General features: G+C 63.9%; 17 protein-coding genes and 1 pseudogene. 7 read left to right on the top strand and 11 right to left on the bottom strand.

The window, feature by feature from the left end; all coding sequences use genetic code 11:
• The coding region (locus tag ACE3UY_RS11960) for an SWIM zinc finger family protein (RefSeq protein ID WP_374687750.1) at nt 1–1,083 on the bottom strand (1,083 nt) is incomplete at its 3' end.
• Between the two features lie 98 nt (nt 1,084–1,181).
• Between ACE3UY_RS11960 and clpB the strand changes: the two genes are divergently transcribed.
• Nucleotides 1,182–3,794 (top strand): ATP-dependent chaperone ClpB, encoded by a 2,613-nt coding sequence (gene clpB / locus ACE3UY_RS11955; RefSeq protein WP_374687749.1) that lies wholly within the window; start codon nt 1,182–1,184, stop codon nt 3,792–3,794.
• A 709-nt stretch (nt 3,795–4,503) separates the two neighbouring features.
• Nucleotides 4,504–5,202: a Uma2 family endonuclease gene (locus ACE3UY_RS11950; protein ID WP_374687748.1), complete on the top strand. Its 699-nt coding sequence runs from the start codon at nt 4,504–4,506 to the stop codon at nt 5,200–5,202.
• 5 nt (nt 5,203–5,207) lie between these two features.
• On the opposite strand, the gene ACE3UY_RS11945 is transcribed toward ACE3UY_RS11950, so the two are convergent.
• On the bottom strand, nt 5,208–5,714 hold the full coding sequence (locus ACE3UY_RS11945) for a GNAT family N-acetyltransferase (RefSeq protein ID WP_374687747.1): 507 nt from the start codon (nt 5,712–5,714) through the stop codon (nt 5,208–5,210).
• A 370-nt stretch (nt 5,715–6,084) separates the two neighbouring features.
• On the opposite strand from ACE3UY_RS11945, the gene ACE3UY_RS11940 reads away from it, so the two are divergent.
• Nucleotides 6,085–6,528, top strand: coding sequence for a CBS domain-containing protein (locus ACE3UY_RS11940; protein WP_374687746.1), 444 nt, complete (start codon nt 6,085–6,087; stop codon nt 6,526–6,528).
• Here ACE3UY_RS11940 and ACE3UY_RS11935 read toward each other — a convergent pair.
• Complete coding sequence (locus tag ACE3UY_RS11935; RefSeq protein ID WP_374687745.1) at nt 6,525–6,869, bottom strand: rhodanese-like domain-containing protein; 345 nt, start codon at nt 6,867–6,869, stop codon at nt 6,525–6,527. The two genes, ACE3UY_RS11940 and ACE3UY_RS11935, sit on opposite strands and share 4 nt — an antisense overlap.
• 140 nt (nt 6,870–7,009) lie before the next feature.
• On the opposite strand from ACE3UY_RS11935, the gene ACE3UY_RS11930 reads away from it, so the two are divergent.
• On the top strand, nt 7,010–7,519 hold the full coding sequence (locus ACE3UY_RS11930) for a fasciclin domain-containing protein (RefSeq protein WP_374687744.1): 510 nt from the start codon (nt 7,010–7,012) through the stop codon (nt 7,517–7,519).
• 147 nt (nt 7,520–7,666) lie between these two features.
• On the top strand, nt 7,667–9,049 hold the full coding sequence (gene hydA, locus ACE3UY_RS11925; protein WP_374687743.1) for a dihydropyrimidinase: 1,383 nt from the start codon (nt 7,667–7,669) through the stop codon (nt 9,047–9,049).
• Here the strand turns inward: hydA and ACE3UY_RS11920 are convergent.
• The 4 genes from ACE3UY_RS11920 to ACE3UY_RS11905 all read right to left on the bottom strand — a co-directional run bounded on the left by ACE3UY_RS11920 (nt 9,042) and on the right by ACE3UY_RS11905 (nt 13,707).
• Nucleotides 9,042–9,623 (bottom strand): DinB family protein, encoded by a 582-nt coding sequence (locus ACE3UY_RS11920; protein WP_374687742.1) that lies wholly within the window; start codon nt 9,621–9,623, stop codon nt 9,042–9,044. The genes hydA and ACE3UY_RS11920 overlap by 8 nt on opposite strands.
• Before the next feature lie 110 nt (nt 9,624–9,733).
• On the bottom strand, nt 9,734–11,365 hold the full coding sequence (locus tag ACE3UY_RS11915; RefSeq protein ID WP_374687741.1) for an amidase family protein: 1,632 nt from the start codon (nt 11,363–11,365) through the stop codon (nt 9,734–9,736).
• 175 nt (nt 11,366–11,540) lie between these two features.
• Nucleotides 11,541–12,944: a cytochrome P450 gene (locus ACE3UY_RS11910; protein WP_374687740.1), complete on the bottom strand. Its 1,404-nt coding sequence runs from the start codon at nt 12,942–12,944 to the stop codon at nt 11,541–11,543.
• 178 nt (nt 12,945–13,122) lie between these two features.
• Nucleotides 13,123–13,707, bottom strand: a complete 585-nt coding sequence (locus tag ACE3UY_RS11905) for a TetR/AcrR family transcriptional regulator (RefSeq protein WP_374687739.1) — start codon at nt 13,705–13,707, stop codon at nt 13,123–13,125.
• 241 nt (nt 13,708–13,948) lie between these two features.
• Between ACE3UY_RS11905 and ACE3UY_RS11900 the strand changes: the two genes are divergently transcribed.
• Both ACE3UY_RS11900 and ACE3UY_RS11895 read left to right on the top strand, forming a co-directional pair.
• The gene (locus ACE3UY_RS11900; RefSeq protein WP_374687738.1) at nt 13,949–14,455 is read left to right on the top strand and encodes a GNAT family N-acetyltransferase; all 507 of its coding nucleotides are present in this window, start codon (nt 13,949–13,951) and stop codon (nt 14,453–14,455) included.
• Between the two features lie 121 nt (nt 14,456–14,576).
• Nucleotides 14,577–14,849: a hypothetical protein gene (locus ACE3UY_RS11895; protein ID WP_374687737.1), complete on the top strand. Its 273-nt coding sequence runs from the start codon at nt 14,577–14,579 to the stop codon at nt 14,847–14,849.
• 100 nt (nt 14,850–14,949) lie between these two features.
• On the opposite strand, the gene amrA is transcribed toward ACE3UY_RS11895, so the two are convergent.
• From amrA to ACE3UY_RS11875, 4 genes and pseudogenes are all read right to left on the bottom strand, one after another.
• A complete protein-coding gene (gene amrA, locus ACE3UY_RS11890) occupies nt 14,950–15,561 on the bottom strand; it encodes an AmmeMemoRadiSam system protein A (RefSeq protein ID WP_374687736.1) in 612 nt (203 codons plus the stop codon).
• A 139-nt stretch (nt 15,562–15,700) separates the two neighbouring features.
• On the bottom strand, nt 15,701–16,471 hold the full coding sequence (locus ACE3UY_RS11885; RefSeq protein WP_374687735.1) for a hypothetical protein: 771 nt from the start codon (nt 16,469–16,471) through the stop codon (nt 15,701–15,703).
• Between the two features lie 180 nt (nt 16,472–16,651).
• Nucleotides 16,652–17,368, bottom strand: a complete 717-nt coding sequence (locus ACE3UY_RS11880) for an HAD family hydrolase (protein WP_374687734.1) — start codon at nt 17,366–17,368, stop codon at nt 16,652–16,654.
• 71 nt (nt 17,369–17,439) lie between these two features.
• Nucleotides 17,440–18,037, bottom strand: a pseudogene (locus ACE3UY_RS11875) (hypothetical protein); the annotation flags it as partial.

Here is an 18,037-nt window from a genome sequence, read left to right as displayed (position 1 = left end):
CGCCGCGGCGAAACCGGCGACGGCTGCGGCCACATCCACGGCGGCCCCCTCTGCCGCGTCGCCCGTCCTATCAGAAGCCAGGCGCAACCCGCCGGCCGGTTGGGCCAGCAGCGGCCACGCGCTGGGCGAGAAAGCCAACTCGCCATCGAGGAGCGCGCCGGTTGGATAAGCCGGCCCTTCGAGGCGCGCCGCCGGGCGACGCTCCGGCGGCAGCGCCCAACGCCCGGAGCGGGCGCCGCGCAGCCAGGCGCGCATCTGCCGTTGCCCGCCTTCTACTTCCTGCCGGCGGCCGAGCACCCGCCAGCCGTCATGCTGCCGGTCGCCGCCGGGAAGTGGCGGCCAGCCGGCCGCCGCCTGTAGATCCCCGCGCAACGGCGGCGGCAGGTTGTCCCAGCGCCGGAAGCCCTCGGCCAGCAGCGCCAGCCGGCCGAGGCGCGGCAGCAATCGCTCGGGCCAATCGGGGCCGCTGCCGGGAAGAGCGCCCAATTCGCGCACATCGCGGGCCGCCTCGAAGGCGTAGGCGTCCACCAGCCGGTCGGCAGCGTGGGCCCACCAGCGGCGGTTCTGCCTGGGCAGCGAGGCCAACCCGCCGCGAATCAGATCGTTTAGCCAGCGCGACAGATCGGCCATGCTGGCAGTCAGGGCGATCAGCCGTTGCGTTTCGGTCGAGAGATCGGTAGCCGTGTCGGGCGCCAGCCCGCCGGCCCCGCGCGTCGCCCAATCAGGCGGGTCATCGCTGGGCAGTGGCGCGGCCTGGGCGCGCAGCAGCAGGGCGAGGACGTGCCGGCAGGGGAAGCGGGTGGCGTTGCAAGTGCAACTCACCTCGAGCTGCGGCAAGCGTGCGGTGGCGCAAACATCGGGACGGCGGGGTGCGGGGAAGGCAGCCCAGAGAAGGGTGGAATCTAGTACGGCCGCCGTCTCGGCGGCGGTCCAGGTATCGCTCCGCGCCAGGTCATCCGCGCCGCGGAGCGTCACGTAATCGGGCGTCATCCCCTGGATGTGATCCAGCGTCAGGCATCCCCCATCTGTCAACTCGACCGCCATGCTGACTATTATTACGCAGCCCGCGCCAGAGGGTTGCATCTTACGCTTCTCTGATCGAGGGTTAATGCGATTCTGACTTGTTTGGCCCATACTGGCGGGGAATCATCTGGAAATCTCACAAGCGGGGCGATTAGACCATGCGTTTAGACAAGCTAACTGAAAAGAGCCGGGAGGCGCTGCTGGAGGCGCAGAGCCTGGCCGAACAATACGCGCATCCGGCCGTGGAGCCGGAACACCTGCTGCTGGCGTTGCTGACCCAGGAGGGAGGCGTCGCGCCCTCGGTCATCAACAAGATCGGCGGCGACGTGCAGTTGGTGCTGCAAAGCATCCAGGCAGCGCTGAACAAGCTGCCGCGCGCGACCGGCTCCTCTGTCCAGGTGGGGATGAGCCGCGACCTGAATAACATCCTCAACGAAGCCGAGTCCATTGCCGGGGCCATGAAGGACGACTATACCTCGACTGAGCACCTGTTGATGGCGATGGCCCAGCCAAAAGGCGGCCGGGTGCGCGACTTGCTGGCCCGCCACGGCATCGACTACAACGCCATCCTGCAGGCGCTCGCCAGCGTGCGCGGCTCGCAGCGGGTGACCAGCCAGAACCCGGAGGCGCAATACGAGGCGCTGGCGAAGTACGGCCGCGACCTGACCCAGGAGGCGCGCAAGGGCAAGCTCGATCCCGTGATCGGCCGCGATGAAGAGATCCGCCGAGTGGTTCAGATTCTCAGCCGCCGCACCAAGAACAACCCGGTGCTCATCGGCGAGCCGGGCGTGGGCAAGACGGCCATCGTCGAGGGGCTGGCGCAGCGCATCGTCAACGGCGACGTGCCTCTGGGGCTGAAAGACAGGCGGCTGGTGTCGCTCGATCTGGGCGCGCTGGTGGCCGGGGCCAAGTATCGCGGCGAATTCGAGGAGCGGCTGAAGGCCGTCCTGAAGGAGGTGCAGGAGTCAGAGGGCGAGGTCATTCTCTTCATTGACGAGATGCACACGCTCATCGGCGCGGGCGCGGCTGAGGGAGCCATGGACGCCAGCAACATGCTCAAGCCGATGCTGGCCCGCGGCGAGTTGCACGCCATCGGCGCGACGACGCTGGACGAGTACCGCAAGCACATCGAGAAGGACGCGGCGCTGGAGCGGCGCTTCCAGCCCGTCTTCGTGGACGAACCCAACGTCGAGGACACCGTCTCCATCCTGCGCGGCCTGAAGGAGCGCTACGAGGTTCACCACGGCGTGCGCATTACCGACGCGGCGGTCATCGCCGCGGCCACGCTGAGCCACCGCTACATCACCGACCGTTTCCTGCCCGACAAGGCCATCGATCTCATCGACGAGGCCGCCAGCCGCCTGCGCATGCAGATCGACAGCAAGCCGGCCGACCTGGATGAGGTGGATCGCCAGCTCATGCAACTGGAGATCGAGCGCGAGGCGCTGAAGAAGGAAAAGGACAAGGCCAGCCAGGAGCGGCTGGGCCGTCTGGAAGAGGAGCTGGCCAATGCCAAGGAGCGCAGCACCGAGCTGGCGAGCCGCTGGCAGGCCGAGAAAGACGCCATCCAGCGCGTGCAGACGATCAAGGAAGAGATGGACGCGGCGCGCGTGCAGATCGAGCAGGCGCAGCGCAACTACGATTACCAGAAGGCGTCGGAACTCCAGTTTGGGCGCATGCGCCAGCTAGAGAACGACCTGGCCGCGGCCGAGCAGCAGTTGCGGACGATGCAGGCCGAAGGCGCGATGCTGAAAGAAGAGGTCGACGCCGAGGATATAGCCGTCATCGTCAGCAAGTGGACGGGCATCCCGGCCACCAAGCTGCTGGAGGGCGAGGTCGAGAAACTGGTCTACATGGAAGAGCGTCTGCATCGCCGCGTCGTCGGGCAAGAGGAGGCCGTCAGCGCCGTGGCTGCCGCCGTGCGCCGCAGCCGCTCTGGCCTACAAGACCCCAACCGGCCCATCGGCTCGTTCATCTTCCTGGGGCCGACCGGCGTGGGTAAGACGGAACTGGCGCGGGCGCTGGCCGAGTTCCTGTTCGACGACGAGCGCAACATGGTGCGCATCGACATGAGCGAGTACCAGGAGCGCCATACCGTCGCCCGGCTCATCGGCGCGCCGCCCGGCTACGTGGGCTACGAGGAGGGCGGGCAACTCACCGAAGCCGTCCGCCGCCGGCCCTACAGCGTCGTGCTGTTCGATGAGATCGAGAAGGCGCATCCCGAGGTCTTCAACGTCTTCCTGCAAGTGCTGGACGACGGTCGGCTGACTGACGGCCAGGGGCGCACGGTAGATTTCCGCAACACGGTCATCATCATGACCAGCAACGTCGGCAGCCAGTACATCCTGGGCGACACCGATGAGGAGACGCTGCGGGCGCGGGTGATGGAGGCGATGCGCAACCACTTCCGGCCGGAGTTCCTGAACCGGGTGGACGAGATCGTCATCTTCCACCGGCTGGGGCGGGAGCAGTTGCGCGAGATCGCCGAGATTCAACTCGACCACGTGCGCGGCCTGCTGGCCAAGCGCCATGTCACGCTGTCGCTGACCGAGGCGGCCACCGACCTGCTCATCGAGGAAGGGTACGACCCGGTGTACGGGGCGCGCCCGCTCAAGCGCGTGCTCCAGCGGCGCATCATTGACCCATTGGCGATCCGCGTCATCCAGGGGGACGTGCGCGAGGGAGATCACGTGGTGGTCGAGGTGAATGACGGAGAGTTGGATTTCCGCGTTGTAGAGACAGGGGAAGTTGAGGAATCTGTCGCCGCCTAGGCATTGCAGTCTACGCTAGACCGGCTTGTAGTTTGGGCGCTAAGCGTACTCAAGGCAGGGCTTCTGGCGCCGGAAGCCCTGCCTTGAGTATCTGTCTTCACGTTTCTCTGATCGAAACGCAGTCCCTTCGCGTTCTCACTCAGAGTAGGCTATAAAGACCTAGCGTGGCACACAATCGACCCTGACCCAATCGCCGCTCTGAGAGCGCGGTACGTTAGGATAGCACACGTTTCTCCGACCGAGTACGCCGGTCGTTTGTATGGTCACAGTCCCGACCCACCACCACCCCGTGGTCTTGACGGTAAGGCGGGTGCAGGGGATAAGGGTCGTGTTCGTAGTACGCCACGTCACCAGCGTTCCATTGTGGTTACGACCGGTCACCGTCGCCGTGTTCCACCAGCAGCCCACGCCAACTTCCAGCTGTTGTCCGTTCGAACCGGCTCGGGCCACCTGATGGGTCATGAGTAACATGACGCCTAACAGGGAGATCATCAGCACCAACAGTAGCGTCGTTTTCTTTGTCATGGCATTACTCCTGGACTTGTACTCGGCAATCACTTGAGTTGTTGCCATTATCATAGTCCAGATGACCGGCCACGTAATCAGAAATACCTACCAACAAGTATCCTAACCCCTCGGAGAGGACCGACGTTGTACCTACCGCGCACTGACCTATCAAGCCCTGTCATTTGGTGCTATAATGCGCTGTATGGATGAGATGCTGCAAGCAGCCCCTCTGGCCCGTACTCGTCAGGAGGCGTTACCGCCACTGGAGAACGGCGATCACCTGACGCGCGCCGAGTTCGAGCGACGCTACGCGGCACAGCCCCACCTGAAAAAAGCTGAATTGATCGAAGGAGTTGTTTACGTGCCGTCTCCGGTTAGCCTAACACATAGCCGCCTCCATGCAGCCGTTATGGCATGGCTTGGTACTTATTGGGCTTCTACACCTGGCCTTGAATTATTCGATAACGCCACGGTCATACTAGACCGCGAGAACGAGGTGCAACCAGACGCCGCGCTGTGCGTTGCTAGAGGAGGCCAGACTAAGGCCAGCGGCAATTACTTGCAAGGCGCGCCGGAGCTAATTGTAGAGGTGGCCGCCACGAGCGCAGCGTACGATCTGCACGAGAAGTTGCGGGTCTATCGCCGGAGCGGCGTGCGCGAGTACGTGGTGTTGCTGGCTCAGGAGCAGCAGACGATCTGGCATCGCCTGAATGAGGGGCGCTACGATACGGTCACGGCCGACGAAGACGGCGTTATTCGCAGCGAAGTTTTTCCGGGCCTGCATTTCCGGCCTGACTTGTTCTGGGCCGACGATCTAGCCGGGCTGCTGAGCGCGTTGCAGGTGGGCCTGGCGACGGCTGAACACAAATCATTTGTTGAGTTGTTGGCGCAAGCTTCTTAGCCGTCCTACACCCCATCAAACTCCGGCCGGTAGCGCACCACGCCGGTCGCCCCTTCTAGCGCCCCCGCTCGCAGTTCCGCCACCATAAAGTACGGCTCCGCCACGTCGTGCTCCCAACGAATGCCCAGTGGCCGCGACGGCCGGAAGCCAAATCGCGGATAGTACTCCGCGTGGCCCAGCACCATGCACAAGCCGTAGCCGGCTTCACGGCATCTGTCCAACCCGGCCCGCACCAATTCGCCGCCAATACCCAGCCGTTGATAGGCCGGCAACACGGCCATCGGGCCCAGCGCGGCGGTGTCCACCACGCCCTCCTCCCCGGTCAACGTTGCCGGACTGAACAGGATGTGGCCGACAACCGCGCCGTCTTGCTCGGCAACCAGTGAATCGATGACCGCGCCCGCCCGGCGCAGGGCGTCGACCAGGTTGGCTTCGGCTGGCCGGCCGAAGGCCACTTCATTAACCTGGCGCACCGCCCTGTAGTCGTTTTCCGTCTCACTCCTCACTACCATGTCATCCCTCCAGCACGTAGGTATATCAGCTTACGTTGTAAGTATTATTTACCTAATGACATGCAATTATGCACTATTAGCTGCATGTGGATTTCTAATACCTTCGTAAGGTTAATCGTAAGGTGTGTGGCCTATTTTATAGATGCTCCTTACTCCTTCCCACCCCGATGGGAACTGTTCATTCTGCTGGTGGCGTCATTCCCAAGGTGGCGCCACCTCCCCTTTTTCCCCAGCGCAATGATACGTGGCAAACGTCACCCCGCGTCCATGACGTTCGTTACTTTCGCCAGGGCCAACCGCGCTTTATAATCACCGTATACTTGCATGAACCCCGGCCGCCGCGCGGCCGCTCGCTATGGAGAGAAGTCACATGAAGAAAGAACTCGTCAAGGACTGGATGTCTACGGAAGTCGTCACAATCACGCCCGACACGACTTTGCCAGAAGCGCACCAGATCATGACGAACGAGGAGATTCGCCGCCTGCCCGTTGTCGATAGCGACGGCCGGCTCGTGGGCATCGTCACCATTGGCGACGTGCGCAGCGCGGAACCCTCGCCCGCCACCTCCCTGAGCATCTGGGAGATGAACTATCTGCTCTCGACGCTCAAGGTCGAGAAGATCATGACCACCACCCCGTGGACAATCACGGCCGAGGCCACCATCGGCGAGGCGGCGCGGATGATGCTGGAGCACCGGGTCAGCGGCCTGCCCGTTGTGGATGAGGAACACCACGTCATCGGCATCATCACCGAGTCGGACATTTTCAGCATGGTCGTTTTGCATGAGTGGGGCCACGAGGCTGAGCACGCCTAGCACGGCGCTATGGGCAGCCCCGCCCGCTTCCAGGCAATCATCCCCCCACTGACGTCCGTTACGTCATAACCGGCCCGCTTCAGCTGCCGCGCCGCGATGGGACTGCGGTGGCTGGAGCGGCAAATAGTCAGGATCGGCCGGTCGCGCGGCAGCTCGGCCAGCCGGCCGCCAAATTCCGTGAGCGGGATCAGCACCGCGCCTGGAATGACCCCGGCGCGCGTTTCTACCGGCTGGCGCACGTCTACGATGACGACCCGCGCGTCGGCTTGCAACCGGCGGTACGCCTCGTCCGGGCTTACGCTTGGTACTTTCCCTGCCAGCAAAGCATCAAGAAGTCCCATAAACCGTTCTCCACGCCTCAACATTAACCGCAGATAAATATCTGTGCAAAACCTGTATAATCTTCGTAAATAACCTGTACACGCAAATGGCGTCGGCAAATGGGCCGGCGACCTCAGAATGATACAGTACGGAGGTTAGCATGAAATTGAGTGGAACCCACAAGTTTGTGTATGGTCTGGTCATCGCTGCGCTGGCGCTGTTGGCAGTTGCGCCCGCCTTCGCGCGCCCCACGCAGAACATCGTCGAGATCGCCGCATCGAACCCCGATTTCTCGACCCTGGTCGCCGCCGTCCAGAAGGCTGGATTGGTGGACGCGCTGGACGGCCCCAAGCGGCTCACCGTCTTTGCCCCGACCAACGACGCCTTCGATGCGCTGGCGGCCGAACTGGGCTATCACAACGGCATGGCCCTGGTGCGCGCCCTGCCGGCCGAGCAGTTGACGCCCATCCTGCTCTACCACGTGACCAACGGCAATCGCCCGGCCAACAGCCTGTTCCCGCCGAAGAGCGTGCGCATGCTCAGCGGTGAGACGGCCCAGACGACCTGGGGCGGCGGCGTGCGGGCCATTGACGGCCAGCCGATCCTGGCGACGAACATCCGCGCCACGAACGGTTTCATCCACGTCATCGGCGGCGTGATGCTGCCCTAACAGCCGAAATCGTCCCGGCTGCATAGAAAACCGCTCCGCATGGAGCGGTTTTTGTGTTCGTAGTCAGGCAATTCATTGCCTGACTACGAACAAGCTTTGGCAAACGCCTCCGGTCGGGCGACAATACAGTCAGGATGGAACCTCCCCATGAACGCCCAAACGACCCCTCCCTACGATCTGGTCATTCGCCACGGCACGCTCATCACGGCCGACGCCGTCTATGCTGCCGATCTCGCCATCAATGGCGAAACCATCGCCGCCATCGGTCACAACCTGGATGGGCGGCGCGTCATCGACGCCACGGGCCGCTACGTCATCCCCGGCGCTATTGATATCCACGTCCACCTGGGCATGCCCATCGGCCGCTTCACCTCGACCGATGACTTCTATGATGGCACGCGCGCGGCGGCCTTCGGCGGCACGACGGCCATTGTGGACTTCGTCGAGACGCGACCGGACGAGACCATGCTGGCCGCGCTGGCCGCCCGCCGCGCGCTGGCCGACGAGCGCGTGGCCGTGGACTATGGCCTGCACATGACCATCGGCCCCAGCGACATCGCCAAACTCGATCAGGTGCGCGACGCCCGCACCGCCGGCTGCGGCAGCTTCAAGCTCTACATGGCCTACGGGCTGCGGCTGACGGACGGTGAGCTGCTGCTGGCGCTGGAGGCAGTGCGCGACGCCGGTGGGCTGCCAGTCGTCCACGCCGAGAATTGGGACATCATTACAACGCTCATCCGGCGCAACCTGGCCGCCGGTCGCACCGAGCCGCGCTGGCACCCGCGCAGCCGGCCGGCGGCGCTGGAAGGCGAGGCCGCGGGCCGGGTGATCGACATCGCGGCCCACGTCGGCGCGCCGCTGCACATCTTCCACGTCTCCTGCGCCGCCGTCGTCGAGCGCATCGCCGCGGCCAAGGCGCGCGGCCTGCCCATCACCGGGGAGACGTGCCCACAATACCTGTGGCTGACCGATGAGGTATTCGACCGGCCGGGCGTGTTGGGGGCGCTGCCGGTCTGTTCGCCGCCGCTGCGGCCGGCGGGCGAGCCAGAGGCGCTGTGGGCGGCGCTGCGCTCCGGCGCGCTCGATATGGTGACGACCGACCACTGCCCGTTCACGGCCGAGGAGAAGGCCACCGGTCTGGGCGACTACAGCGCCATCCCCGGCGGCGTGCCCTCCATTGAGAGCCGGCTGGCGCTGGTCTACGCCGGACTGATCGGCGACGAGGAGCCGCCCTCCGCGACGGCGTTGTCACGCTGGGTGGAAGTCAGCTGCACCGCCCCTGCCCGCCGGCTCGGCTTCCGCCGCAAGGGGGCGTTGCTACCCGGTTACGACGCTGATATCGTCCTCTTCGACCCGGCGCGTGAGTTCACCATTTCTCCCGCGTCGCTACACGAAAAGGCGGGGTGGACTCCCTACGACGGGCTAATGGTACGCGGCTGGCCGGCCGTCACCATCAGCCGCGGCGAGGTGCTGGTCATGGATGGCGAATGGCTGGGCCGGCCGGGGCGCGGCCGGTTCGTCGCTAGATAGTAGGTTGGCGGGCGGCGCGCGCTTGCCAGACGATCTCCGCGATCTGCTCCAGGTGATCGGCGTCATGATCCAGCCCGCGCACGAAGCGACCGATGGCGTTCATCGGCTCGCGGTACGGCGTGTAGGGCGTCAGCAGGTCTAACTGAGGCTCGTCGGGCCATACGTCCACCATCGCCAGACGCATGCGGCGGCTCTCCTCCAACCGCTGGCGGCATTGGTCGATAGTGGTCACCGCCCGCCACGGCGTTTCGTAGCGTGTGCGCCCGCCGCGCACAACGCCACGGGCCATTTCGGCCGCCAGAAAGGCCGACTCTTCGGCGGAAGCGGTGACGTGGACTATCACGTGGCCCAGCGTCCAGGCGATGTTCGTTTCCGACTCGTCAACGGCGTAGCGATCGTACGCTTCCGGGTCGGAGGGGACGAAGGCGACATCCTCGTCGGTGCAGCCGGCGATCAGCGCCAACTGCCGGTCGATCATCGCGTTGGTCAGGGCGCGCAGGTCGGCGATGGTCAACCCGGCCGTCCGGTCGGCGATGGGCGCTTCCCGGTCGTTCAGATGTGAGTAGTCCAGCATTATTCGCTCCTTGAAGAAGAACAAGAATCCGCAGCTTACGCAGATTACGCAGATTTCAGAGACGCCCTTGTAAGGTTCCTGCCGCCTGTAAGGACTCTATAGAACAAACCTTAGTCAAGGTTGGGCGGGACGCGGCCGGGGCGGGCCCGCTCGAAGGCGGCGCCGGCAGCCAGCAGTTGTGGCTCAGAGAGAAAGTCGCCGACGAACTGTAGGCCAACCGGGTGACCTTCGGCGTCGAGACCGTTGGGCACGACCAAGGCCGGAAAGCCGGCGGCGGCGAACGATTGCTCGATATAGCCGGTGAGCACGTCCACACCATACTGCTGGAAGATGGTCCGCAACCCGTCGCGCGCGCTCGTCCGGTTGGCTTCGACCGCCGCCGCGTACTGCTCGGCGGTCATGCTGGTGGCTGCCGACTCGGCCACGCTACGATAGCCGTAGGGGGCGCGGTTGGTCGGGTCGGCGGCGTTGATGGCGACCACGTCATGCAGGGAGGCCACCGGCGCGGCGTCGCCCAGCGCGGCCATGAACCGGCCGAGGCTCTCGCGAAAGGCGTAGTAGACCATCGGCTTGAAGGGCGGTGGCTCGGTTAGCCGGGCGGCCTCGAAAGGGATGAGCGCGGCTGGCACACCCTGGGCGCGCAGAGCGGCGACGATGTCCTCCGCTGCAGCGGCCGGAGGTACGAGGTCGCGTAGCCTCCTGGCCTCCTGACCAGTCAGGGGACGGCCAAGCTCCTGCTCACGGGCCTCCAGCGCAGCAGCCACGTCCCCCTGAATGACGCCCACTCGCACCCGGCGCGCCATGTCGGGGGCCAGATAGGGGGTGAAATCACGCCCGGCCAGCGGCGCGGCGTCGGCGGTCGCGGGATCGCCGGAGTCGATGCCATCCGGCCCCAACGCGGCCAGCGCCGACAGAAGGATGGCTACGTCGCGCACCGAACGGCCAAACGGCCCCGGCACGTCCATCCAATCGACCAGCGGCACAACACCACTGCGGCTGATGAGTCCCAGGCTCGTCTTCAGCCCGACCAGGCTGTGGTCGCGCGCCGGCCAGGTGATCGACCCTTGCGTCTCGCTGCCGACGCTGACCGGGGCGAGGTTGGCCGACACAGCGACGGCCGAGCCGCTGCTGGAGCCTGACGGATCGAACGGGCCGTGGGGGTGTTGCGTCTGTCCGCCCAGGGTGCTGAAGCCATTGGGCATACAGGGATCCATCCAGTTGGCCCACTCCGACAGGTTGGTTTTGCCGAGGATGATGGCCCCCGCCTCACGCAATCGGGCAACCAGGAAGGCGTCGCGCGCCGGCCGCCACTCGCGCAGGGCGTAGGCGCCGGCCGTGGTGCGCATGCCGTCGCCGGTGGCGATGTTGTCCTTGACCAGGATGGGGATACCGTGGAGCGGGCCGCGCCGGCCGGCGGTCATCCGCTCCACGTCCAGCGCGGCAGCGATTTGCAGGGCGGCCGGGTTGAGTTCCAGCACGGCGTTGAGCCGGTCGACGTCGTGGCGAGCGATGCGCTCGACGTAGTAGGTCACCAGTTCCACCGATGTCAGCGCGCCATGGTCTAGCAGCGCGCCGATGGCCGGCAGCGATGATTCCAGCAGCCAGCCATCCAGCTCACGCCGCCGCGCCTCGGTCAGTCGGGCGATGGTCGCGGCGAAAGGGGACAGATCGCGTGGACGCTTGGCGGTGTAGGCCGGTTCGGCCAATGGGAAGCGGTACTCAGGGCATTGGGGCTTGTTCATAGCGGGAAGCATCCACAGATTTCGCAGATTACCACAGATTCAGAGGCATTCTCACGCAAAGACGCAAAGTACGCAAAGCAAAGGAGGAACTCCTTCTTTGCTTTGCGTCTTCGCGTGAGCATCTTAACTCTGCGTCATATGCGCAATCTGCGGACCCTTTTCGTCACGATGACTCTTAGGCAGCGTGATGGGGGCAACCGGCGGCGGCCTCATGGGGTGTGGCGGCCACGGCCAGTTCCAGTTGCGGCTTGCGGCGGTAGCGGATGATCGTCGGGCTGGGCCGGTTGGCGCCCGTGCTGCGAGCGACGTGCGGCTTGCGCGTCACCAACTCCAGATCGAACTGCTGCAAGAGCAGCGTGGTGATGACCGAGATCTCGTTGTTGGCGAAGTTCATACCGGTGCACTTGTGCATGCCACCGCCAAAGCCTACCAGGGCGAATCGGTCGGCCTTGTCCTCTTCGCGTCCCGGCGCGAAGCGCAACGGATCATAGTAGTCCGGTTCGTCGAAGAGTTCGGGCAGGCGGTGGGCCAATTCGGTCGCCAGCTGCACTTTCCAGCCGACGGGAATCCGGTAGCCGCCAACCTCGATCTCTTCATCTACGTCGCGCATCAGCATGTCGGCCGACGGCCGCAGCCGCTCCGTCTCGGTCACGGCATAGCCCATGTGGGTCAGGGCGTGCAACAGTTTGCCGTCAACCGGCTGGCCATAGGGGGCAAGCCGGTCGATCTCCTCCTGAACCAGCTCCAAATACTCCGGATGCTGCAACAAAAGGATAACGTTCCACGCTGCCTGACCGGCTGTTGTCTCGTGGCCGGCGAACATCAGGCCCAGCATCATGTTCAGCAGCAACTCGTCCTCGACCGGCTCATCGGTGTCGGTGTAGCGCGCGTTGACAAAGTCCTGCAAGAAGTCGTTGTACGCCTCGGGATGAGCGCGCCGCTCTTCCAGAATGGGCATCAACATCTGGGTCATACGCTCCTTAGCCCGGTCGCGCCGCCAGAATTTGGGCAGCGGCAGGTTCGGGGGCAGAATGGGGTCGATGGACTTGCTCAGGTCGGCATACAAGTCCCAGAATTCGCGGCCGATCTCTTCCTGGAAGCGGTCGCCCATCAGCGCGTGGCCGGCAATTTCCTGGGCCAGCCAGCCCATGGTCTCAACGATCTCGAACTCGCCCTCATCATCCAGCGAATCGAGCCACTCCTGCACTTCGCGGCCCATGACACTGATGTAGTGCACCATCTTCTCGCGCCGAAAAGCCTGGGTAATGAGCGGCTTCTGGCGCAGGTACACGTCATGCCCGGCCATGAAGAACACTTCTCCAAAAATGGCCCGCAGGAATTGATAGGAGGTGCCTATGTTAAGCTTCTTGTCCGTCTCCATGAAGAAGACCCGGTGATTCTCCGGGCCCATGACCACGGCGACGTTCTGCGGGCCAAGCTTGACGGTGAATACCTTGCCCACCTCTTCCAGCCCACGCTGGAGCAGTCCGGCGCGGTTGCGGCCGAATTCGATGAGGTGGCCGATTCCCGGCATGGCGCCGGAAAGAACCGGCGGTGTGGATAGTTGAATCGCTTCCATAGCTCTACCTTCCATAGCTCTACCTTGCACTCCTTGTCGGTGAACGGTCGCGAACGCCGGCCGTTCAGGCGTGTTTTGAGACAATCGTTCCAGCATCAGGGCATGGAAATGGCTCCCCACCCCAAAGGCGCGACACGTTCTAAATGGTCGCTTCCGCCGGCGGCTCCCCGAACAGAGGTTAACAGTCCAAGACGGCCAGCGTCAGCGCCGCCGTGGTTTCCAAACGCCCGCGGTCAGGGAAGACCTTGACGATCAGGGCCAGACCGTACATACCGAACAATAAGTAGCGCGCCAAGTCCAGCGCTGGACTGCGCGCACCGATCTCGTCATTGGCCTGGGCCGCCGCCAGGCGACCGGCCAACAAGGCGCAGATGTCGTCGAAGTGTTCGCGCAGCAGGCCGGCCACAATCGGGTCGCGCGCGCCCAACTCGACGGCCGCGTTTAGCGTAAACGAGCCGCGCTGCCCTCCATCGGCCATCAGACTATCGATCAACTCCGCGAACATGCCGGCCAGGGTCTCGCACAGCGGCCGCGGCTGGGCCAACAGTTGGCGCACTTGTTCATACTCGATGCGGCGGTAGCGCTCCAGAGCCGCCCGGTAGACATCCTGCTTGTCGCCGAACGTGTTGTAGATGCTGCTGCTGCTGATGCCGACATAGGCGATCAGGTCGCGGATCGAGGTAGCCTCATATCCATGCTCCCAGAACAGGTTCATGGCCCGTTCCAGAGCTGCATCTTGCTCGAATTCCTTTGGCCTTGCCATAAACCATAGTATAGCATATATGGAACGGGTGCTTCATTATTACTCAGCTTTTGTTTAGGGCCATGGTACAGGTCCTAATCAGGCAATTCGTTGCCGCTCTGATTCCTTCCGTGAAGAACGGCGATGAATTGCCTGACTACGAACCGGACAGGCTGCGCTACGGGTGCACTATACGATTGTCCCGTTGTTTGGGGCATAATGGGTGATAAGATAAGCCGACGCAACATACGGAGGGAATTCCATGAATATTACCATTCGCCGCGCCACCCCAGACGACGCCGAAGCCTACGTTCGCATCTTCAGCGGCCCGCGGGCCATTGCGGGCACGCTCCAAATCCCTTACACGTCGGCCGAACAACGCCGCAAACGTCTCATGGAAACCCAGGAAGGCAGCCACCCGTTGGTGGCGGTGGTGGACGGCGAGGTCGTCGGGCATCTGACGCTGCACCAGCACATGCGCTCGCCACGCCGCCGCCACAGCGGCTCGCTGGGCATGGCCGTGCACGACGAGTGGCAGGGCCGGGGCGTCGGCACGGCGCTCATGGCCGCCTGCATCGATCTGGCCGACAACTGGCTAAACCTGCATCGGCTGGAGTTGGACGTCTACGTGGACAATGAGCGGGCCATCCGGCTTTACACCAAGTTCGGCTTTGAGATTGAGGGGACGATGCGCGACTACGCCTGGCGCGATGGGCGCTATGTGGATACCTACTTCATGGCCCGGCTGAAGCCGGTGAAATCCGGTTAGGCTCTCTGGCGAAAGCCCATACCTCTGTCAAAGATTGATTTGTGCCTAAGGTCTATTGTGACAATTGCAACCATCCGTAGACTGGGGGCATAGACCAATTCCTGTCATAAGGAGAGTGAAGATGGCTTTCGCTTACACAAATTCAAAGGGACAGACCTATTATCTGCATGGCCGTGAAGTGCAGCTGAACAACGACCACCAGCGCACGATCTACTTCTTCGCCAAGGATCAGCGCGACGGCGTGCTGAACACAGTTCCCGACGGCTGGCAGGTGATGGAAGGCCGCAACGCTTTGCCCGTGTTGGCCAAGCAAGAGGGCAACGGATCGGGCAGCAAAAGCAAGTCCGCTCGGAGCAACGCGAACGGTAAGAGGAGCAACGGCCGGAAGCGCTAACCGCGTTACCGGCAAGGTCGCGCCAACCCCAGGTGTCACCAAATCCGTTCATTGATCAAAAGCCGCGGAGCGAGCCCAACTCGATCCGCGGCTTTTTCGATCAGGACTCCTCAAAGGAGTCGGTAGTAAAGGCGTAGAGCCGCGCCCGCGCCGGCCAGGCGTCGGTGGGCAAACCGGCCTTGTGGCAGAGATTGCGGACAAATTCCGCCTGATCCCAGTCGAAATGAACCGGCACTTCGGGCAGTAGCAGGCCGCGCCGCCCGCTGCCGCTGATGAGCAGCCCGTCGCGGCCGATCGCGATGTCGTCCAGGTCGCGCACCGGGCGCATGGCTGACAGGATGGAGATCTCGATGAGCAGTGTATCAAGTTCTTCCGGCTGCACCGGGTAGAAACGAGGATCAACGGTAGCCGCTTTGACCGCCGCACTTTGTACGGCCAGGTAGAGCGGCAACTCCGCTTCCACCTGACCGATGCAGCCCCGAAGCTCGCCCTGCTCCTCGCCCGGCAGCGCGACCTGGCCCGCCACCGGTCGCACGCGCAGCGTCACGAAAACGGCGGCCAGGCGCTGTAACCACGGATCGTTCGTCTCGTAGGGCGTCGTGTCGCCGGTCGTGACATAGGCGGCAATGGTCTGGCGCGCCAGGCGCAACAGTTCCAATCGCTCGGCTGTGTGATCCTCGACGGCGGCCTCTTCCACGATTCTATCGTCCATAGCCAGCCTCCCTGCGCCCATTATACATCAGAAAGGCTGCGCGTCTCTGGCGATAGGGCCATCGTAGTCAGGCAATTCATTGCCGTTCTTCGCGCGAGGAGGGAAAGAACGGCAATGAATTGCCTGACTACAACCCTTTCTAGGGCGCGGGGGTCTCCGTGCCCGCCGGCGCGACCTGTTCGGCGATGTTGGTGAACGAGGCCGTGGCCACCGTCTCGTCGCTGCTCGCGTCGACCACGGCGATAATCAGCGACGGCTCGGTAATGGGCGTGTCTGTACCGGGCCAGGTCGTCGGGAGCGTGACGAGTGTCTGGAACGCGCCATTGTCATCCACGGTTACCTGTCCCAGGTCTTCGGCGTTGAGCTCCGCCTCGGTAGCGCCCATACGGATGACCAACTCGCGGCCCGGCTCCAGCCCCTGGCCATCGATCCGCATCTGCTGGCCGACCGCGCCACTGGACGGGTCAATCGTCACAAACGATTCAAGCGTCTCCCCCTCAAAGGGGACGGTCGCCACGCCGCGAATGTCGCCGTCCTCGGTGACGACTTCCACCAGTAGTTCCGGCCCGGTAATGGGCGTGCCGTCGAGCCAGAGGGCCGGCATCTGTACCTCCAGAGTCACACGCCCTTCGCTGTCGGTCTGCCCCTGGCCCAGCGGGTCGGCCGTGAAGCCGGCCGTCACCGGATTGAGATGGACTTCGACGGCGGTATCCGGTGGGAAACCCACGCCGGTGATGGTGACGGGCATATTCGGCCCAACGGTGGACGGCTCCACCTGGACGGTGGGCGCGTTCTCGCTGTCAACGGGCGCAGGTGGGGTCGTGTGAACCGCCGTATCTTCACAGGCCGCCAGGCCGAACAGCAGGAGCAGGCCGGCCACCAGCGCCAACAATCGTTCCGCATGTTTCATCTTCTTCTCTCCCTTGGACGCGGCGCTTTTGGACACCGCCTTGTGGAGAGATGATAGGGGGTTGCCGTGTCTGGCTCAACGGTTGAATGACCCATCCTTGTTCAGGGGGTGCGCTGTTTGACCGGCGGACGAATCGCCTAATGAGGACAGCGATCCGCAGATTACGCAGATTATTGGGTCTTATTGACTTGTCTCGACCGAAGCCAGCAACGCTCGGGGGAACTCTCTCAGGTTGTGGATGGTCGGCCCAACACCGGGGAGGGCGGCCAGCTCTTGCTGCCACTCGTCCGGCCCCAGGCCAACAATGCAGCCGATCCCGGCCGCGCGCGCCGACTCGATGCCGGCCAGCGAGTCCTCCACCACCACGCAGCGCGCCGGCGGCAGGCCGAGCTTCCCGGCCGCCTCACGATAGATGTGCGGAGCCGGCTTGCCCGGATAGCGGCCCTCGTCGAAGACCAGCTGCGCCAGATCGAACCAGCGCCCTAGCTCCAGGCGCTCGATGAAGAACTGCACGTTGGGCCGGTCGGATGAGGTGGCGATGGTGTGGGGGATGCGGTGGGCCACCAGGAAATCGAGCAAGTCAATCGCGCCGGGCGAGAGTTGAAAGGCGTCGCCCGCCTCCAGGCACAATTGGCGGTAGATGGCCTCTTTCTCGGCCGCCAGGGGTAGCATCGCCTCGCGGGTGATGGGTTGGCCGAGCACGTAGCGGAAGATGTCGAGGTTCACCTTACCGTGCACTTGCTCGAGCATCTCCCGGTCGGTCATGGGATAGCCGCGCAGTTGGGCGGAGTAACGCCGCCACGCCTCTTCGTGCAACGGGCTGTCCCACAGAAGGACACCGTTAAAGTCAAAGATTAGCCCCGCAAAAGGAGCCTCATGATTTGTGGATTGATTCATGCTGTCGAATAGATCTCGTACAACTACCTAAATAAAATCTGCGCAATCTGCGCAATCTGCGGATTCTTCTTCTAGGCCAGCAACTCCCACTCCTCCAGCAGCGCCTCCAGTTGTTCGCGAGCGGCAGCGTATTCCGCCTCCAATGCGGCCAGCTTCTCGCCGTCGACCGTGGCGCGGGCCGCGTCCAGGGCCTCGCCCGCCTGGGCCACCCAGAGTTCGACGTCTTCCAGGGCCACTTCGATCTCGCGGCGGCGGCGCTCGTTCTGCTGGCGGGCGCGCTTGTTCCAGCCTGGCCTGCCCCCTCCCCCCGGCCCTTTCCCGTCGGGAGAGGTAACGCCTCCACCCGGCTCGACCGCCACGTCGAGCCCTACGCCGGTCGGAGCGGACACTTCAGGCTCAAGCTCTGGCGAAGCGGGCGTAGCGTGTTCGAGCACAGCCGGCGATACGGGCACGGGCAGAGATTCGGCCGTTCCATCACGCAACGCCAGATAGGTCTGGTAGTTCGCGGGGTAGACGAAGAGTTGACCGTCCTCGATAGACCATATCTGTTCGGCCAGCCGGTCGATCAGATAGCGGTCGTGGGAGACGAGCAGAATGGTGCCGTTGAAGGCCTCCAGCACCTCTTGAAGGACTTCCTGCGACGGGATGTCGAGGTGGTTGGTCGGCTCG

This window comes from Promineifilum sp. (SeqCode), from assembly GCF_041918635.1.
In the GTDB taxonomy this organism is placed as follows: domain Bacteria; phylum Chloroflexota; class Anaerolineae; order Promineifilales; family Promineifilaceae; genus Promineifilum.
Note: the sequence above shows the minus strand (reverse complement) of the source record. Positions and strands in the feature narration are given on the sequence as shown.